Origin of the sequence: Arthrobacter sp. 49Tsu3.1M3 (assembly GCF_900168135.1) — a bacterium.
Lineage (GTDB): Bacteria > Actinomycetota > Actinomycetes > Actinomycetales > Micrococcaceae > Arthrobacter.
Window position 1 is genome coordinate 175,202 of the sequence record NZ_FUZD01000001.1, and the last position, 17,439, is coordinate 192,640.

The following is a 17,439-nucleotide window of genomic DNA, read 5'->3' on the forward strand; positions in this document are numbered from 1 at the left end:
GTCCGGCTCTGTCCGGACAGACCGGACAAAGCCGGACAGCCCGACCCGCTGTCAGGCGGAGCGTTTTCCTAGTCTGCCGGCGCCGTGGCCGGTTTGGCCTCCGGCCGCCCAGGCGTGGCCACGCGCAGCATGCGGTGCAGGCTCAAGAGGATGGATTCGACCGCGCTCGGGGCGTCCGTGCTGTGCTGTTCGGAGCCAAGCCGGGCCGTCAGGTCGCTGATCGCCGCATCGGCGGCGGCGGCCAGCTCGGCTTGGCGTTCGGGCTGTTCCTCTTCCAGGGCGCGCAGCACGTCGCCGACGGAAGCCATGGCGTCCCCGAGGGGCACTGCGTATTCGTCGGGCACCACAAAGGGGGTGTCCTCGGCCCAGATGACATCCGAGAGCACCTGGGTCACGTCCTGGACGTGGAAGGTCAGGCGCTCGAGGTCCCGCAGGTTCCGGTAGTCGAGGTTCAGGTCGCGCGGATGCAGGTGGCGTCGGGGATTGGCCTGGCGGCTGGCGTCGGCTTTCTCGACGGCGAGCCGCACGGAGCGGGCGTGGGCTGCGAGCGCTTCCGAACGGCGGGACCAGTCAACATGCTCCGGCGGCCAGCTTTCCTTCAGTGCCTTGCCCATGTCCCAGAGTTGCTGGGCGAGGGCCTGGCGCAGTTCCGCGATGCTCAGGGCCGCCGCACGGAAGTGCAGCGGCGGGAAGACCAGCAGATTCACGGCTATGCCCACCGTGACGCCGACGCCCATCTGGAACAGGTATCCGAAGGAGAACGTGTCCGGATTATGGCCGCCGACCAACAGCACCAGGAGCGCCGCCGTCGGGATCCAGTCCCGGCCCGAACCGATCTTGGGCAGGCCGGCGAGGATCACGCCCAGTCCCATGACCACCGCGACCGTCCACGGCGACGGCGAGCCGAGGCTGAACAGCATGAATGCGAGGCCCACCCCGATCGCCAGTCCGACGAGCGTCTGGACGCCCTGGCGCATGGAACCGGCAACGTTCTCGTACATGGCCACCAAGGCACCCAGCGGGGCGTAGTACGGATAGTCGGCCGCTGAACCCGGCATGAAGGGTGCGATCGCGAAGGCGACGCCCGCGGCCAGCCCGGCTTTCAGGGCCAGCTGCAGCCGGGGCCACAGCACCGCCGCGGCGACCGCGCTGCCCGCGGTGCGGGTCCATCGGCGCAGCAGGGAGGGCGGGCTGCCGGCTTGATTTTCTGGAATGGCCATTCGGCTCACCCTAGGGCCGGGAGGCTCCTGCGACAACTGGACGAACCCCGGAGCGGGCCGCTCAAGCCGAAACGGGGCAGGTCAGGACGCCGCGTGGGCGGCCCGGCGCACCGCCGCGGCCAGCCGCTGGGCCCGCCCCTCGGTCCGGCCTTCCTCGCTGCGGCGGGGGACATATCCGAACCCGAGGCCGTAGCCGGGATCCGCGAAGCCGAGGGCCGCGTTCGCGCCCTCGTGCCCGAACGCCAGATGGCTGCCAAAGTTCCGCCCCGGCTGGGGCTTCATGAACACGACGGCAAAGGCGTTGTCCTGCCCGGAGCACCGATCCAGTCCCCAGACCTGCTCCGCGGCCATGAGATCGATGGTGGCGGTGTCCAGGAAAGCAGGAACGCCGTACACCCCGGTGGTGGCGGCGGCGTAGAGCCTGGCGAGCCCCTCGGCTGACCCCACACCACCAGCGCTGCTCATGCCCGACGCGCGCACCACGCGATGGTTGGGCAGTTCCATGATGGTGCTGACCGGCGCGTTGCTGTTCAGCCCGTCGAGGCTGAGCGGGTCCAGCCACGGCTGCGCCGGATCAGGGTCGTAGAGCACCTCGCGGTACCGCGGTTCCTGGTCCTCGGGCAGGCCCAGGAAGAAGTCGATGCCCCACGGGCGGCGGAGGCGTTCGTCGTAGAGCCCCTGCAGCGGCAGCCCCGAGACGCGGCGGCAGAGCTCCTCCATCAGGATCCCTATGGTCAGGGCGTGGTAGCCGAAGGCCGTGCCCGGGCGCCACAGCGGCGCCGAGGCCGCGAGACGCCGCGCCGCGGCCGGGGTGGCGAACTCCGCCAGGGGAAAACCGCCGGCGACGCCGGGCAGCCCCGCCTGATGGGAAAGTGCCTGCCGCACCGTGAGCCGGTCCTTGCCGTGGACGCCGAACTCGGGCCAGTAGGACGCGACGGTCCGGTCGAGGTCGAGCCGGCCGTCCTGGACGAGGAGGGCGATGACGAAGGCGGCGACTCCCTTGGAACAGGAATAGGTGCCCGTGATGTCGCCGGGGACGAATCCCGGTCCGCCGCAGAGGTCCAGCACCTTTGTGCCGTGGTGGTAGGCCGACAGTTGCGCACTGTAGCCCGGATCCTCGGACAGGAAGGAGTCGAAGAGCTCACGCACCCCCGCAAATCCGGGCGCGGCAAAGCCAGCCGCGCCGGCCGCCGTCGGCATCAGGCTGCGCCGTGACCCGGGGCGACCTCTTCGCCGGCCCGGACCGGTCCGGGCGGCGTGCCGTCGCCGAACGGCCGGCCGCCGAGCGCTTCGCGGCCGTGCTCCGAGAGCCAGTTGCCCAGCTCCGGTCCGCGCGGGACCACCCCGGTGGGATTGATGTCCTCATGCACCATGTAGTAGTGCTGCTTGATCTGCACAAAGTCGGTGGTGTCACCGAACCCTGGCGTCTGGAACAAGTCGCGCGCGTAGGCCCACAGCACCGGCATCTCGCTGAGCTTTTGCCGGTTGCATTTGAAATGGCCGTGGTACACGGCGTCGAAGCGGGCCAGCGTGGTGAACAGGCGGACGTCGGCCTCCGTGATCGTGTCGCCCACCAGGTACCGCTGGCCCGCCAGGCGTTCCTCGAGCCAGTCCAGGGCGGTCCAGAGCCGATCGTAGGCGGAGTTGTAGGCCTCCTGGGAGCCGGCAAAGCCGCAGCGGTAGACGCCGTTGTTCACCTCGGTGAAGACGCGCTTGTTGACGGTGTCGATTTCTTCCCTGAGGTGCTCCGGGTACAGCTCCGGCGCGCCGGCCCGGTGGTACTGGGTCCACTCCGTGGAAAAGTCGAGGGTGATCTGGGGGAAGTTGTTGGTGACTACCTGCCCGCTGGGGACGTCGACGATCGCCGGGACGGTAATCCCGCGGGGGTAGTCGGGGAAGCGGCGGAAGTAGGCGTCCTGGATGCGTTCGATTCCGAGGACGGGATCCCTGCCGTCCGGGTCGAGATCGAACGTCCAAGACCGGGCGTCGTGGGTGGGGCCGGGCTGGCCGAGCGAGATGACCGCTTCCAGGCCGAGGAGCCGGCGCACGATCACCGTGCGGTTGGCCCACGGGCAGGCGCGCGCTGCGATGAGGCGGTAGCGGCCAGGTTCCACGGGCCAGCCGGGCTCGCCGTGGGCGCCCGCGGCACCGTCCCTGGTGATCCGGTCCTCAATGTAGTTGGTATCCCGGGTGAATTCCTCGCCGCCGGTCACGTACGCGCCCTTGGTGCTGAATCCCGGATCGTCGGTGTGGGTACTCTGGCTCATGGTCCCAGCCTAAGGCCGGGAAGAGAACGGCCCGAACGCGGCCGTGAACACGGGCGCCATGGGCTGCCAGGCCAACCACCAGGCGCCGGCCACAACCGCGGCGAAGAGCGTAATCCACACTGCGGCGGGAATGGAAGTGGCCCGGGCCAGCAGGTAGGCGTCCGACGTCGGGAGTCTGTCCCGGTGCCGCAAATGGACGTTGGCCAGTTTGCCGAGGTCCCTGACGGCAGCGACCAGTAGCGCCAGGCCCAGCACGATCATGACGTGGCCGTTGAATACAGGCGGCACGAAAAGCACCAGGAGCGCCGAGGCCAGTACGGCGGCGGCGGTGATGAGGAGGCCGACGCCGTTGCGGAGGAACAGGAAGGACGCCAGGAGGATGAGCGTGCCCACCGACATCGCGGCCGGCCCCCAGCCGGTGAAACCGCACCAGACCATCGCCGCCCCGACGACGGCGGGCACGGGGTAGCCCCAGAACGTTGACCAGGCGGCAGAGAGGCGGCTCCTGCTGTACGTCGTGGTGGTGCCGGAGTGGTCCAGGCCCAGCCGGATGCCCCCGAGCCGCTGGCCGGTGGTGAGGGCGGCAAACGCGTGGCCGAGTTCGTGGGTCACCGTGGCGAGCAGGCCAAAGTAGCGCCAGGACAGGCGGGGCAGGGAGACTGCCACTGCCAGCAGGATCACCGCAACGAGCTCCATACCGCTCACGTGAGGGCTGGGGGCGTGGGTGAATCCGGCAACGATCCGCTCCCACCAGGTCAGGGCGAGGTTCGGTTCCCCCAGCAGGCCGGGCGGGGTCATGCCTTGCCCGAGGCATGCGCGATGCAGTACGCGGTCCAGGGCCGGGCCTCCAGCCGGTCCTCGGGAATCGTGGTGGCGCATACAGCGCAGATTCCGTAGGTGCCCTCGTCCATCCGCGCAAGGGCGGCATCGATCTGCAGCAGCGTAGCCCTGCTCTGTTCCAGGAGCGCAGAGGCCTGGGACAGTTCGAAGGCGATCGTTGTGCCCTCGGGGTCGTGTTCGTCGTCGACATTGGAGTCGAGGCGGGCGGCATTGACCGAGGTGATGTCCCGGCGGAGGGCGGGCAGGAGGGCAAGCTTCCGGTCACGTTCCTCGCGCAGGAGAATCCGGAACCGTTCGACGTCAACCATAGGCTTCAAGGCTAGCGCGGCCGCTGTGGCGGCGCCTAAACGGGCCGAAGGGGCCGTCCGCGCCGGGCGCAGGCCAAGGACTCAACGAACTGGGAGATGATTCCCACATCCACGGAAAGGGCGCGGGCTGTGGGGGCAGCGTCTAGAGTGGGCGCATGGTGGACCAGACGCACCCCGAGACCCCCGCAAACCCCGAGGACCGTCCAAACCCCGATCACCCTGCAGAGGCCGGCGCCGCGGCCCCCGGAAGTCCCGGACAGGCCGGGGACACTCATACGGCCGACGCGCTCCTGCGCGAACTCGCCGCAGCCTATGGCGTCGACACCAGCTACTGGGGCTGGGACGGAGTGCAGCGTTCCGTGGCCGCCGGGACGCTGCAGGACGTGCTGGCGGCCCTCGGGGTCCCCGCCAACGGGCCCCAGGAGCAGCAACGCTCCCTGGCCGAGTCCCGGCTGGCACCCTGGCGGCGCATCCTGCCCCCGGTCCTTGTAGTGAGGGAGGGGCAGGAGTCCCGCGTCGACGTCCACGTCCCGCACGGAGGCGAGGTCCGCGTCTGGATCGACGCCGAGGACGGCAGCAGCCATGAGGCCGCCCAGCGGGAGAACTGGGACCAGCCGGTCGACGTCGACGGCGTACTCACCGGACGTGCCACCTTCGCCGTACCCGGCGGCCTCGGTCTCGGCTGGCACACCTTGAGAGCCGACGCCGCGGGCACCACGGCGCAGTGTCCGCTGGTTGTTACGCCCGACCGGCTCCGGGCCTCTGCCCTGCTCAAGGAACGCCGCACCTGGGGACTGACCGCCCAGCTGTACTCCGTGCGGTCCTCCCGGTCTTGGGGGATTGGCGACTTCGCCGATCTCGGCGACCTCGCCGAGGTTGCCGGGGAGCAGGGGGCCGGCTTTGTGCTGGTCAATCCGCTGCATGCCGCCGAACCAGTGCCGCCGGTCGAGGACTCCCCGTACCTGCCCACCACCCGGCGCTTTTTCAACCCGCTCTACCTGCGGGTGGAGGAAATCCCGGAATACGGTTACCTGGACGCAGCCGGCCGGGCCGAGGTGGCACGCCTGGCTGAAGGCCTGCACGCGGCCAACCGTTCCCGGGACCTCCTGGACCGCAACGCCAGCTACGCTGCGAAGCTCGCGGCCCTGGAACTCGTGTTCGCGGTCCGCCGCGGGCCGGCCCGCAGCCGGCAGTTCGCCGACTTCTGCGCCGAGCAGGGGCAGGGGCTCGAAGACTTTGCGCTGTGGTCTGCGCTCGCCGAAGAGCTGCCGCCGTCTGCGCCGGAGTGGACCGGAGCGGCGGCAACCCCGGCGTCGCCCTACTGTGGGGAGCAGCGGCCGAGGCTGGCAGCCCGGATCGAATTCCACTGCTGGCTGCAGTGGCTCTGCGACCAGCAGCTCGAGGCGGCACAGCGTTCGGCGCGCCAGGCGGGGATGGGCATCGGCGTCGTCCATGACCTTGCCGTCGGGGTAAAACCCGGCGGTGCCGACGCCTGGACCCTCTCCGGTGTTCTTGCCCGGGGCGTGAGCGTTGGTGCGCCTCCGGACATGTTCAACCAGCTGGGCCAGAACTGGTCGCAGCCGCCGTGGCATCCGGGCCGGCTCGCCGAATCCGGCTATGCCGCCTACCGGGACATGCTCCGTACCGTGCTGCGGCACGCCGGCGGCATCCGGGTGGACCATATCCTCGGCCTGTTCCGGTTGTGGTGGATCCCCGAGGGTGCGGGGCCGGAGAGCGGCACGTATGTGCACTACGACTACGAGGCGCTCATCGGCATCCTTGCCCTCGAGGCGCAACGGGCCGGGGCGATCGTGATCGGCGAAGACCTGGGCGTGTTCGAGCCGTGGGTCCGCGGCTACCTGGCCGAGCGCGGGATATTCGGCACGTCGATCCTCTGGTTCGAACATAACGCCGATGGCCCGATTCCGCCGGAGCACTACCGCGAGCAGTGCCTGACCAGCGTCAACACCCACGATCTGCCCCCGACGGCGGGCTACCTTGCCGGTGAACACGTCACTTTGCGCGAATCGCTTGGGCTGTTGCGGCGGCCCGTGGCGGAAGAACGCGCCGAGGCCGCGGCCGAGCAGGAGGCCGTGCTGGCCCGGGTCCGGGCACGCGGCCTGCTGGCGGAGAACGGCACGGACGTCCGGACCACGGTGGAGGCGCTGTACGCCTACACGGCGCTGGCCCCGTCAGCCCTGATGGGGGTGGCGCTGGTCGACGCCGTGGGGGAGACCCGGACCCAGAACCAGCCGGGCACCAGCACCGAATACCCGAACTGGCGCATTCCGCTGGCCGCTCCTGAGGGGGTGGTGCTGATCGATGACCTGCCGGACAACGAGCGGTTCCTGTCTCTGCTGGGCACCGTCCGCGGCGCGCTGCAGCCCGGCGGGTGACGGGACGGGGGTGCCGGGCCCTGGACGTTGAACCCGGGTGCGGGCAGGTGCTTTGACCTGAGCCTGGCCTGAGACCGGGAATGGGGACAGCATTGGCCGTACCAATACCGGCCGCTAGCATGGACCGATGACGCGGATCGGCCGACTCTCCCTGGCCGGCGGATGGGCGTTGGCGATGCTGCTGGCGGGGTGCACGTCGGTGCAGCCCTTCCAGGCCGGCCCGCCCTCGCAGTCTCCATCTGCCGAGTCCCCGCCGGCCGGGTCCCTGCCTGCCGGGCCGCCGTCGACCGAATCGCCGCCCACGCCCCCCGGCCAGGACACGCCCGCCGCGACCCCACCACCATCCCCGTATTTCGCGCAGCCGGCCCCGCACCCCGCCCCGGGCGGGCAGGCCGGCGGCGGAATCGCGCACATTGTGGTCATCGTCCAGGAGAACAAGTCGGCCTCGCAGATCATGGGCGCCAGCGAAGCGGGCTACTTCAACAGGCTTGCGGCGGAATTCTCAGTGGCCGCCAACTACCGGGCCATCACCCACCCGAGCCTGCCCAACTATCTCGCCCTCACGAGCGGTACCAGCGCGGGGATCACCAGCGACTGCAAACCGGACTCGTGCACCGCCGATGTGCGCTCCATCGCCGATGAGATCATCCAGTCCGGACGGACCTGGAAAATGTACGCCGAGGGCATGCCCGCGCCCTGCACCGCCCATGACTCCCGCCGGTATGCGGTGAAGCATAATCCGTTCATGTACTACCCTGCCGTGACAGACGACGCGGCCTCCTGCTCGGACCATGTTGTTCCGTATGGCCGGCTGGGGCAGGACCTGCAGTCGGCGTCGACGCTGCCGGATTACTCCTTCATCAGCCCGGACATGTGCAACGACACCCACGACTGCTCCATCGGCACTGGAGACGACTGGCTCGCCCGCGAAGTGCCCAGGATCCTGGGATCCCCGGCTTTCACGACGCAGAACTCCCTGCTGGTGGTTACGTGGGATGAAGGCAGCAAAGACGACAACCAGGTCGCTACGGTTTTTGCCGGCCCGGCCGCGCGGAAGCACTTCACCTCCAATGCCGCCTACTCGCACTACTCCTTGCTGCACACCATCGAAGACGTGTGGGGGCTGAGCCCCCTGACCGACGATGTCCGCAATGCGCCCCTGATGGGTGAATTGCTGAACCACTAGCGGTCAGCCTATTCCCGGCCAATACACAGGAACCACTGCCCATAATGGACCCGAAGCTCCGGTCAACCGCTATTTGACCGGAGCTTCGCCACTTCCGCCTCGCCGCCGCATGTGTCCGTTCGGGTGAAGCTAGGGCTTGGCCTCGACGAGGATGACCAGGCCGGCCGTCTCCAGCACCCGGTTTCCGTGACAATCTGCTCCGATAGGGGCCTTTGGGCACACGCCGGGAGCGTGCGGGAGTTCCTAAAATGAAGCATGGCCGCCGACGCGATCGAGGTGGAACGCAAGTACAGCCCTTCGGAATCCGACGCCCTCCCGCCACTGGCATCAATCCCAGGGGTAGATCGCGCCGGGCAGCCCGTGAACGAAATGCTGGACGCCGTCTACTTTGATACCAAAGCACTGGCATTGGCCAGGCAACGGATCACCCTGCGCCGCCGGTCCGGCGGTCCGGATGCAGGATGGCACCTGAAACTGCCGGTCGCCGTGGGGGAGCGCCGGGAGATACGGGAGCCGCTTTGCGGCGATCAGGATGCCGTGCCGGAAAATTTGCGGCAGCTGGTGCTCGTCCACACCCGCTGTCACGAGCTGGTGCCGGTTGCACACATACGGACCAGCCGGAGGTTGACGCCGTTGTACGCCGCCGACGGCGCCGTCCTTGCCAAGTTCAGTGACGACCGTGTCGAGGCCCAATCCTTGCTGAGCCGAGCGGGTCCGTCGCGATGGCGGGAATGGGAACTGGAACTCGCCGACGGCCCCCGTCGGCTGCTCCAGGACGCTGACGCCCTGTGCGCCGCAGAGGGGGTCACCATCGCCACCCACCCGTTCAAGCTCGCCCGGGCGCTCGGACCGGACTATCCGGAGAATCCCGGCGCGGCTCCGAAACCGGATCCGAGCGGGCCGGCCTCGGACGTCATGCTCTCGTATGTATCCCAACAGGTACGCGCCGTGAAGCTGAATGATCCTCGCGTCAGGGTCGATGCGCCCGATGCCGTGCATCAATTCCGGGTCGCCGCCCGCCGGTTGCGGTCGGCACTGGCAACCTTTCGAACGCTCACAGATACGACGTCGGCAAGGTTCCTTCGGGGCGAGCTCCAGTGGCTCGCCGGCAACGTAGGCCAGGCTCGGGACGCCGAGGTCATCCGCGCCCGGCTGAAGGACATGATCAGTGCCGAACCTCCGGAGCTTTTGATCGGGCCGGTCGCGCGGCAGATCCAGGAGCACCTCGGCACCGTCCAGCAACAAGGCCGTGCCGCCGGCCTCGCGGCGCTGGACAGCACCCGCTACTTCCGCCTGCTCGATGCCCTCGACGCATTCCTCGCGGTACCTCCGCTGAGTGGCTGGGCAGGCAATGATGCGCTGGGGACGGTTGGCCGGCTCGTCTCCGCGGAACGCAACCGCCTCAAGGCGGCGGTCCGGTCCCTTGATGGCGCAGGCGGGACCCCGCCGGATGCCGCATTGCATGAAGTTCGGAAGGCTGCCAAGCGGCTGCGCTATGCCGCAGAAGCCGCTACCCCCATTTTCGGCACCCAAGCAACGAACGTTGCCCGGGCCGCGGAGGGCATCCAGGAGATCCTCGGCGACTTCCAGGACAGCGTCGTCACCCGGGAAACCCTACTGGTGCTGGCGGGGCAGGCGGCGGATGGCCCCGGCAGCGGATTTACCTTCGGGCGCTTGCACGCCCTTGAGCAACAGCGCGGCAACGAAGCCCGCTTGCGTTTCTACGATGCGTGGCAACAGTCCAGGCCGAAGCCCCTGCGCTGGGCCTAGTCACCGCGTCCGAACGCCGGGAGAGCCCCTATGATCGAACCCCGCAGCGGAATGCCGGCCATCTGGTCGGACGGACTGGGCCGCGCCAGCATCCGCTCCGTACAGGTCCTCGCCGTGTCCGCCCTCGCATGGGCGATCATCTGGGCCGCCAGCCGCATCCCGCTCGTCATCATCCCGGTCCTCATCGCCGTTATCCTGGCCGCAGCGATCTCCCCGCTCGTCCGCTGGCTCACCGGGCACGCCTGGCCGCGCGCCCTCGCGGTGGTTGCCTCGTTCGTGGCCATTCTCGCCGTTTTCGGCAGCGTCATCGCCGGCATCGTCATCCTGGTCTCTAACCAGTGGGGCGAGCTCACGGCCCGGGCCGCTGCGGGGGTCGAGCAACTGCACTCATTCCTGAACCACGGACCTGTCCCTGTCAGCGACCAACAGATCACCGCCGTCATGGACTCGGTGCGGGAGTTCTTTACCTCGAGCACGTTCAGTGCAGAAGCCCTCACGGGTGCCCGCACCGCGGTGGAAATCTTCACCGGCGCGGTGCTGATGGCCGTCACCCTGTTCTTCTTCCTCAAGGATGGGCCCGAAATCCGGGCCTTTCTCATTGGCATGCTGCCGGCCGACCACCGCGCCAGGGCACGGCTGGCGGCGGATCGCAGTACCGTCGTCCTGGGCGGGTACGTCCGCGGCACGGCCATGGTGGCCGCGGTTGACGGCCTCGTCGTCGGGATCACCCTCGCCATCATGGGAGTGCCCCTGGCCCTGCCGCTGGGAGTGTTCATCTTCATCGGCGGATTTATCCCGATTGTCGGCGCCACTGTCGCAGGCACTCTCGCCATTGTGGTCGCACTGGTCTCCAACGGGCTGGTCCAGGCGCTCATTGTCGTGGCCGTGGTCATCGGCGTGAACCAGCTCGAACACCACTTCCTGCAGCCGGTCCTGATGGGCAGGGTCCTCAGCATCCACGGCCTGGCGATACTGCTCGTCCTGGCTGCCGGCACCATACTCGCCGGCATTGTCGGCGCGCTGCTGGCCGTGCCGATCACCGCCGTCACGTGGACGGTCGTGAAGACATGGACCGGCAAGGACCCGCTGCCCGGACTTGAGCCGCCCGGACCAGAGCTGCCCGGACCGGAGCCGCGCGGACCGGAGCTGCGGTAGGTCCGCCGCTCCGGGCGCTGCCTGCCGCTGACCGCGGCAACGTGGGCCCGGCACTACAATTGACCGGTTCCTACGACTTGCTCCTGCCCGGCACACGCCCGGCCACCGACAGAAAGATCCGATGCAGACCACTTCTGACCACGCCGTCCCGGCCCAAGTTGACCTGAAGCAGGCCAACCGCCCGGACCACAAGCCCCTGGTCCGCTGGCTTCTGGCCAACCAGGTCGCACCCGCCGGCCCCGAAGCCGAGGAAGACCACAAGCCCAACGCCTGGTGGAAAGTCATGTGCCTGACCGGCGTCGACTATTTCTCGACCCTGTCCTACCTTCCCGGTATCGCCGCCCTGGCCGCCGGTGCCCTGTCGCCGCTGGCCACCCTGCTCATTGTGGCCCTGACCCTGCTGGGCATGCTGCCCATGTACCGCCGGGTCGCGCAGGAGAGCCCGCACGGGCAGGGCTCGGTTGCCATGCTGGAGAAGCTGCTCCCGTTCTGGCGCGGCAAGTTCTTCGTGCTGCTGCTGCTCGGGTTCGTTGCGACCTCCTGGATCATCACCATCACCCTCTCCGGGGCCGACGCGACGGTGCACCTGCTGGAGAACCCGATGATCCCGGAAGGCCTCAAAGGCAGTGCCGTGATCATCACAGTGATCCTGCTGCTGATCCTGGGCGGGGTGTTCCTGCTCGGCTTTAACGAGGCCGTCGGCGTCGCCATTCCCCTTGTGGCCGTCTACCTGCTCCTGAACGCCGCCGTCGTCGCCGCAGGATTCGCGCATGTTCTCTCCGAACCGTCCCTTATCACCGGCTGGACCGACCGGCTGCTCGCCAGCGCCGGCGGCGGCCCCATGGACCTGATCGGCCCGGCCGTCATTGCGTTCCCGCTGCTGGTCCTGGGCCTCTCCGGATTCGAAACCGGCGTTTCCATGATGCCGCTGATCAAGGCCACCGGGGACAGCCCCGAGGAGGTCATGGCGTCCCGGGTCAGGAACACCCGCAAGCTGCTTACCACGGCGGCGGCCATCATGAGCGTCTACCTGATGTCCACCAGCTTCCTCACCACGGTCATGATCCCGGCCAAGGAGTTCGAGGAGGGCGGCCAGGCCAACGGCCGCGCCCTGGCGTTCCTCGCCCACGACCTGTTCGGCGCCGGGTTCGGCACCGTTTACGACATTTCCAGCGCCCTGATCCTCTGGTTCGCCGGGGCCTCCGCCATGGCCGGGCTCATCAACATCGTTCCCCGGTATCTGCCGGCCTACGGCATGGCGCCGGAATGGGGCCGGGCGGTCCGCCCGGTCGTGATCGTCTACACCGTGCTCAGCGTCGGCATCACTATCGCCTTCAACGCCGACGTCAACGCGCAGGCAGGTGCCTACGCCACCGGCATCCTGGCCATGATGGTCTCCGGAGCCGTCGCCGTGACGGTCTCCGCGATCCGCCGGCACAGCCGTGCCGGCACCATCGGCTTCGGTGCGCTGACCCTGGTCCTGCTGTACGCGCTGGGCGCCAATGTCATCGAAAAGCCCGACGGCATTGCGATCTCGGCGTTCTTCATCGCCGGCATCATCGTGGTCTCACTCATCTCCCGGGTCCAGCGCACCACCGAATTGCGTCTGGAAACCATCGAGTTCGACGAGGCAGCCCGGCAGTTCATCACGGATTCGATTGCCTTCGACGGGCAACTGAATGTCATCGCCAACAAACGCCAGGCCGGTGACAAGGCTGAGTACGCGGACAAGGAGTACGAACAGCGCGGGCTGAACCCGGTCCCGGGCCCGGCGGATGTCATCTTCCTGGAGGTGGAAATCTCGGATCCTTCGGCGTTCAGCCACACGCTCCGGGTCGAAGGCGTCGAAGTGGACGGCTACCGGGTCCTGCGGGTGAAGTCCCCGGCCGTGCCGAACGCGATAGCGGCGGTCCTGCTGGCCATGCGCGACTCGACCGGCACGAAGCCCCAGTGCTATTTCGAGTGGTCCGAGGGCAACCCCGTCGGCCACCTCATGCGCTACCTGTTCCTCGGCGAGGGCGACACCGCACCGCTGGTGCGCGAAATCCTCCGCGAGACCGAGCCCGACCAGGCACTCCGACCCGCCATCCACGTGGGCTAGGCAGAGCGCACTTTAGCCACAACGAACAGCCCCGCCGGGATTCAGATTCCGGCGGGGCTGTTCGCGCGTTGTCGGAGTCCGCGTCGTCGACTTCGGTCAGCACGCAGGCCTGTCACGGCTGCGGCCGGTCCACCCAGGGTCGACGGCGGCCAGCCGCTCGGCCACCCCCGGGCCTCAAACGTTGGCGGATTTCCCCCAAGGGCCGATCTGGTCCAGCGTGTATCCGTCCGGGTAGGCCACGACGTTCATCCGTCCCGGCACAAATATGGGCTCGGTCGGCAAGGGACGCCGCCTGGCCTTGAGGGAGCGGAACCGCAGCACCGCGTTGAACGGTACGCGCAGCACTGCCGGGGCAGGTCTCAGGCCCAGCGCCACAGCGACCTGGGGTTTGTCCATCATCAGCGCCAGGATGGTCGGGGTGAACCTGCGAAGCAGGGTGGGGATACGGCTGGCGAAGGCCGCGACGGTCGCATTGAACAGCATCGAGCCCTCGGGGCTCGGGCCCATGTTCCGGTCCTCGTATTCGTCCAGGAACCGTTCCGCCTCCGCGAAGGTGCCCGGGATGCCCTCGAGCCCCATCTGCCGGCCCAGTTCTGCGTGGAAGTCCGTGGCGGCCCGCTTCTCCAGCTCCGTCAGCCGGCGCCAGCCATGACGCTCGGTCCAGCGCAGCGGCAGGACAAGCAAGGTCATGAGGACGTAGACGAAATCGTCCGGCGTGCCGGGCACCCCCTTGTGAACCCGGCGGAGCAGTTTGATCATTTCCTGGCTGCGTTCGTGCTCGAACCCGTTGGCGATGATCTCGTGGAGGACGATGCCGGTGTCGTAGGAGCGCTTCATCGGCCGGGATTCCATCTCCCCGGTCGCCGCTAGGGTCCTCGCTGTGGAGGGGATGGCGAAGTTGCGGTAATAGGCGACGAAGAAGCCCGAGTGGATTTCACTCTTGAAATCGAAGAGGACCATGTTCCGGTAGATCCCGTACATGTCCGTACCGCTCGGGCGTGTTCGGCGGGTCGGGTGAGTCAGGAGGTGCATGGGGGCTTTCCGTAGCTGTTGTCGCAGGTTATGCAGGGGCAGGGGAGTTATGGAGCTTTGCTTCAACAGAGAGCAGGTAGCTGCGCTCCTCCGCGGTCAGGAAGGACACCGAAGTGCCCGCAACGAGTTCAGCGTCCCGGATTTCGACAACCATCCGGTGCAGCCTGTCCTGGACCGGTGCCTGCGGGTCGGCCTCAAGGGTCCGGTCAAGCGACGTGCTCTGCAGCGCCTTGGCCCAGATGGCCTCGACGCGTGCAAGGCTTTCGGCGTTGCGGCGGTGCAGGTTCTTGCGGGCCGCCCTGCCGGCAACCGCGGGGATCGTGAGTCCGGCGCCGGCCAGGACGGTCGCGACCAGTTCCAGCTGATGGTAGGGGAAGCCGGGCCTGACCAGTATGGCCAGGAATGTCAGGTGTCGGGCCAGCAGGGACAGACACATCTCGGCCATCACCAGGAAGCCCATGATGCAGCCGGCGCCCAGCATGGAGAAACCGACGCGGAACGAGCGGCTCATCCGCGGGACGTAGCGGAAACAGATCACGGCAATCTCCGCGCTCATCGAACAAATGAAGAGGGTGAGCATCAGTGAGAACAGGAGAGCCGGGAAACGGTCCTCGTAGATGCCCCAGGCGGGGGTCGTGACGGTGGGTCCTGTGAGGAGGAAGAACGCTGTCTGCAGGGTCAGCGTGAGTGTCAAAGGCAGCGTGCGTGTCCACCAGGACCGGCGGCCGCCGGCCTCCGGGGCGATGGCGGCGTATGCGGCGAGGCGCAGATACCAGAGAGAGATGATCATCAGGGAGTTCAGGACCAGTTTGACCAGGTTCATGCCGCCCAGAGCCGTATCGACGGGGACGTAGACAATCGGGGACATGAGCAAAGAGCCCACGCCTCCGTACACGGCACAGGAGAACACCAGGTCGCTCCTGCTGCGCAGCAGGGCGGGAATGCGGGCCCCCGCCAACAGGAACAGTGCCGCGGCCATGAGGAACTGCATCATCCGAAGACCGCCCCGAAGTTGCCCGGCTCCGCGTCCGGCTGCCGGTAGGAGCGGCGGATGCGGGAGGCCAGCCGGTCGGCAAGGAGTTCGGCCGTTACTTCGAGTTCGTCGGCGAAGTAGGTGCGTTTCAGGGCCGAGACGACGCGCTCCGGATCGAGGTCCGGGAAGAAGACCTTGGCGTCGTTGTGCGAGAGGACTTCCTGCTCGTGGCGGAGGATCATGTGGGCGAACTCGTGCAGGACGATCTGCTGGCGGTGCACCTCTGACGCCGCCTTGGCGTGGAGGATGAGGTCCAGGTCGTCCAGGCCGAACCACAGGCCGCAGACCTTGTCGGTGGGGGTGTTGTCGATGGGCTTGATGACAATCGGACGCCCGCTGGCGGTCTCCAGGTGGGTCTGGATGGAGCGCATGGAGACCGGCTCCTGCAGCCGCAGGCTTTCTTCCGCAGTCCGGGCCCGCGCTCGGGCGACGCTGTAGTCCATGGGTGCTGATCCTTGGGGTGGTCCGATAAGGGGCCGGAGTGCCTCTGACTCCAAGGAGGAGCGTATCAGCCCTGTTCAGGGGCCTTTCCGGCGCCCGGTGTGTCGGAAGAAGTGACGTTCGTCTCTGCCAGCTGCTCGTCGATGAGGTCCCGGATCTGAAGGAGCGTCTCGGGCGACAGGCCGCCGAGTTGCCGGGCAGCGAAATTGCGGACCTTGGTGGCCCGCATGCTGGCCAGAAGGTCGAGCTGGGCCTCGACTTTCTGGGGGAGTCCGTCCTGGTCGTGCAGCAGGTAGTCGCGGTTCACGCCGAAAAACTTTGCGAGGTTCTGCAGGAGCTCGGTCTTCTTCACCTCGGGCCCGGACCCGGTGCGCATGTAGTGCCAGCGGGCGCGGGAGATCGGTGTGCCGGCCGCCTTCATGGCGGCGCTGACGTCGTTGAAGGTGATCTTGTTCCCGGCCGCTTCAGAGGAATCAAGGAGCAGGTTCAGCTTCCTTGCGAGTGACGCGCCCGGCTCGGAATCGACTGACGCGTCGTTCATCGCGCGGCTCCTTTTCTGCGGTCGAAAGGGTGGATGCAGAAGACGGTATCATCCGATTGGACATGTCTAACAATTTTGCATTACTCTCTGAAAACAGAATTGGACATGTCTATTTCTGCGCCTGGGGCTACCGGTCCACACCTCCGGTACCCCCTCCATCGTGGAGGCACGCAGCCTGAGGGCTGCCCGTCAGGGGAGCCGCGCTCCGGCTGACGCCACGACGGCCGCATTCCTGCAGGAGCTTTTGGGGGGCCGGCAGGGATGCGGTCTTTTGGTTGGCCCGGCCGCGGCGTGAGCTGCCGGTGTTCCTGTCGACGGCGGCCGTCGAGGGAGAGGCGCGCTCCGCGGTCTGCGGGTTGTAGCCGCACCGGCTCAACACCTTGTACCGGCAAGCGCGCAGAGGCTCAGCGGGTCGTCAGCCCTTGGACTTCCGGCCCCGCGCTCGTCGCGCTGCCCAAACCACGAAGACGACGATGAACGCGACGGGCAAAAGCACCAGCGGGTTCCAGCCCTTAACTGTCATTTGTCATCCCTCGATCCGCTTGCAAGTCTCTTGCGCAGACTCTACGCCGGCGACCACGGGGCGACGACGCTGTGTGGCCATTCTTTGGCCAGCGTGTCTGTGAGCCCCTGGTCGGGATAGCGGGTTTGGCCATTCAGCGGGGAGAAGCTGTAGCCCGCTGCGGGGCGGGGAAAGCTCCCCGGTCAGGCTCGGGCGTCGTACTGCTCCAGCATCAGTGCCCGAAGCTGGACCGTTTGGCCCGGTAAAGGTTCGGCTACCGAGACGATCTACTCGACAGTCAAGTCACCTGAAAGGTGTCGGTTGCGCGTCTCGATCAGCCTTTGGAGGTATCGGGCCAACACCAGTTTCTCGACCAGACGTCCGATGGGTCCGAATGGGGCCGCGAACTCGATCCGGTCCACCGTCGTGGTTCCCGCCGCGTCCTCGCTGAACTCGTGAACGTGCCGGAACCGTCGGAACGGACCCTTGACCTGCTCATCGACGAAATAGTCCGGCGCCTCCATCTGGGTGATGCGGCTCGTCATGCGGATCGGGATCCCGAAGTGCCAAGCGCGCCAGGTCACCTCTTCTCCCAAGGAGATGAGACCGGACCTGACGCCGGCTACGGCTTCTTCACGAGACTGCGC

General features: G+C 67.7%; 15 protein-coding genes. 5 read left to right on the plus strand and 10 right to left on the minus strand.

Translation table 11 applies throughout. From position 1 onward, the window contains the following. Positions 1–68: 68 nt before the first annotated feature. The 5 genes from B5X90_RS00785 to B5X90_RS00805 all read right to left on the minus strand — a co-directional run bounded on the left by B5X90_RS00785 (position 69) and on the right by B5X90_RS00805 (position 4,635). Positions 69–1,229, minus strand: coding sequence for an FUSC family protein (locus B5X90_RS00785; RefSeq protein ID WP_372702861.1), 1,161 nt, complete (start codon positions 1,227–1,229; stop codon positions 69–71). A gap of 72 nt (positions 1,230–1,301) precedes the next feature. After that, positions 1,302–2,420: a serine hydrolase domain-containing protein gene (locus B5X90_RS00790; RefSeq protein WP_079549622.1), complete on the minus strand. Its 1,119-nt coding sequence runs from the start codon at positions 2,418–2,420 to the stop codon at positions 1,302–1,304. Continuing rightward, a complete protein-coding gene (locus B5X90_RS00795; protein ID WP_079549623.1) occupies positions 2,420–3,487 on the minus strand; it encodes a glutathione S-transferase family protein in 1,068 nt (355 codons plus the stop codon). Before B5X90_RS00795 ends, B5X90_RS00790 begins: the two co-directional genes overlap by 1 nt. A 9-nt stretch (positions 3,488–3,496) precedes the next feature. Next, on the minus strand, positions 3,497–4,285 hold the full coding sequence (locus tag B5X90_RS00800; RefSeq protein WP_079549624.1) for a M50 family metallopeptidase: 789 nt from the start codon (positions 4,283–4,285) through the stop codon (positions 3,497–3,499). Then, positions 4,282–4,635 carry a TraR/DksA family transcriptional regulator gene (locus B5X90_RS00805; RefSeq protein ID WP_079549625.1) on the minus strand — a complete coding sequence of 118 codons (354 nt, stop codon included), beginning with the start codon at positions 4,633–4,635 and terminating at the stop codon, positions 4,282–4,284. Before B5X90_RS00805 ends, B5X90_RS00800 begins: the two co-directional genes overlap by 4 nt. 155 nt (positions 4,636–4,790) lie before the next feature. On the opposite strand from B5X90_RS00805, the gene malQ reads away from it, so the two are divergent. From malQ to B5X90_RS00830, 5 genes are all read left to right on the plus strand, one after another. Then, positions 4,791–7,031, plus strand: a complete 2,241-nt coding sequence (gene malQ, locus B5X90_RS00810) for a 4-alpha-glucanotransferase (protein WP_079549626.1) — start codon at positions 4,791–4,793, stop codon at positions 7,029–7,031. A 127-nt stretch (positions 7,032–7,158) separates the two neighbouring features. Beyond that, positions 7,159–8,217 (plus strand): alkaline phosphatase family protein, encoded by a 1,059-nt coding sequence (locus B5X90_RS00815; protein ID WP_079549627.1) that lies wholly within the window; start codon positions 7,159–7,161, stop codon positions 8,215–8,217. Positions 8,218–8,472: 255 nt separating this feature from the next. After that, complete coding sequence (locus B5X90_RS00820) at positions 8,473–9,987, plus strand: CYTH and CHAD domain-containing protein (RefSeq protein WP_079549628.1); 1,515 nt, start codon at positions 8,473–8,475, stop codon at positions 9,985–9,987. Positions 9,988–10,017: 30 nt separating this feature from the next. Then, complete coding sequence (locus B5X90_RS00825; protein WP_179128993.1) at positions 10,018–11,142, plus strand: AI-2E family transporter; 1,125 nt, start codon at positions 10,018–10,020, stop codon at positions 11,140–11,142. Between the two features lie 121 nt (positions 11,143–11,263). Then, positions 11,264–13,243 carry an APC family permease gene (locus B5X90_RS00830; protein WP_079549629.1) on the plus strand — a complete coding sequence of 660 codons (1,980 nt, stop codon included), beginning with the start codon at positions 11,264–11,266 and terminating at the stop codon, positions 13,241–13,243. A 174-nt stretch (positions 13,244–13,417) separates the two neighbouring features. On the opposite strand, the gene B5X90_RS00835 is transcribed toward B5X90_RS00830, so the two are convergent. From B5X90_RS00835 to B5X90_RS00855, 5 genes are all read right to left on the minus strand, one after another. Next, positions 13,418–14,275, minus strand: coding sequence for an oxygenase MpaB family protein (locus B5X90_RS00835; RefSeq protein ID WP_079549630.1), 858 nt, complete (start codon positions 14,273–14,275; stop codon positions 13,418–13,420). A 28-nt stretch (positions 14,276–14,303) separates the two neighbouring features. Beyond that, positions 14,304–15,269, minus strand: a complete 966-nt coding sequence (locus tag B5X90_RS00840) for a hypothetical protein (RefSeq protein WP_143264604.1) — start codon at positions 15,267–15,269, stop codon at positions 14,304–14,306. Continuing rightward, complete coding sequence (locus tag B5X90_RS00845; RefSeq protein WP_079549632.1) at positions 15,266–15,751, minus strand: hypothetical protein; 486 nt, start codon at positions 15,749–15,751, stop codon at positions 15,266–15,268. Before B5X90_RS00845 ends, B5X90_RS00840 begins: the two co-directional genes overlap by 4 nt. A gap of 65 nt (positions 15,752–15,816) precedes the next feature. Beyond that, positions 15,817–16,290 carry a hypothetical protein gene (locus B5X90_RS00850; RefSeq protein WP_179128994.1) on the minus strand — a complete coding sequence of 158 codons (474 nt, stop codon included), beginning with the start codon at positions 16,288–16,290 and terminating at the stop codon, positions 15,817–15,819. A 789-nt stretch (positions 16,291–17,079) separates the two neighbouring features. Beyond that, positions 17,080–17,376 (minus strand): SRPBCC family protein, encoded by a 297-nt coding sequence (locus tag B5X90_RS00855; protein WP_306292810.1) that lies wholly within the window; start codon positions 17,374–17,376, stop codon positions 17,080–17,082. Positions 17,377–17,439: the final 63 nt, after the last annotated feature.

What these genes read in the sequence shown, in the direction of transcription:
- B5X90_RS00840 (WP_143264604.1), bottom strand. Translation starts at nt 15,269, where the DNA reads ATGATGCAGTTCCTCATGGCCGCGGCACTGTTCCTGTTGGCGGGGGCC.
- B5X90_RS00790 (WP_079549622.1), bottom strand. Translation starts at nt 2,420, where the DNA reads ATGCCGACGGCGGCCGGCGCGGCTGGCTTTGCCGCGCCCGGATTTGCG.
- B5X90_RS00850 (WP_179128994.1), bottom strand. Translation starts at nt 16,290, where the DNA reads ATGAACGACGCGTCAGTCGATTCCGAGCCGGGCGCGTCACTCGCAAGG.
- B5X90_RS00795 (WP_079549623.1), bottom strand. Translation starts at nt 3,487, where the DNA reads ATGAGCCAGAGTACCCACACCGACGATCCGGGATTCAGCACCAAGGGC.
- B5X90_RS00815 (WP_079549627.1), top strand. Translation starts at nt 7,159, where the DNA reads ATGACGCGGATCGGCCGACTCTCCCTGGCCGGCGGATGGGCGTTGGCG.
- B5X90_RS00830 (WP_079549629.1), top strand. Translation starts at nt 11,264, where the DNA reads ATGCAGACCACTTCTGACCACGCCGTCCCGGCCCAAGTTGACCTGAAG.
- B5X90_RS00835 (WP_079549630.1), bottom strand. Translation starts at nt 14,275, where the DNA reads ATGCACCTCCTGACTCACCCGACCCGCCGAACACGCCCGAGCGGTACG.
- B5X90_RS00825 (WP_179128993.1), top strand. Translation starts at nt 10,018, where the DNA reads ATGATCGAACCCCGCAGCGGAATGCCGGCCATCTGGTCGGACGGACTG.
- B5X90_RS00845 (WP_079549632.1), bottom strand. Translation starts at nt 15,751, where the DNA reads ATGGACTACAGCGTCGCCCGAGCGCGGGCCCGGACTGCGGAAGAAAGC.
- B5X90_RS00820 (WP_079549628.1), top strand. Translation starts at nt 8,473, where the DNA reads ATGGCCGCCGACGCGATCGAGGTGGAACGCAAGTACAGCCCTTCGGAA.
- malQ (WP_079549626.1), top strand. Translation starts at nt 4,791, where the DNA reads ATGGTGGACCAGACGCACCCCGAGACCCCCGCAAACCCCGAGGACCGT.
- B5X90_RS00800 (WP_079549624.1), bottom strand. Translation starts at nt 4,285, where the DNA reads ATGACCCCGCCCGGCCTGCTGGGGGAACCGAACCTCGCCCTGACCTGG.
- B5X90_RS00805 (WP_079549625.1), bottom strand. Translation starts at nt 4,635, where the DNA reads ATGGTTGACGTCGAACGGTTCCGGATTCTCCTGCGCGAGGAACGTGAC.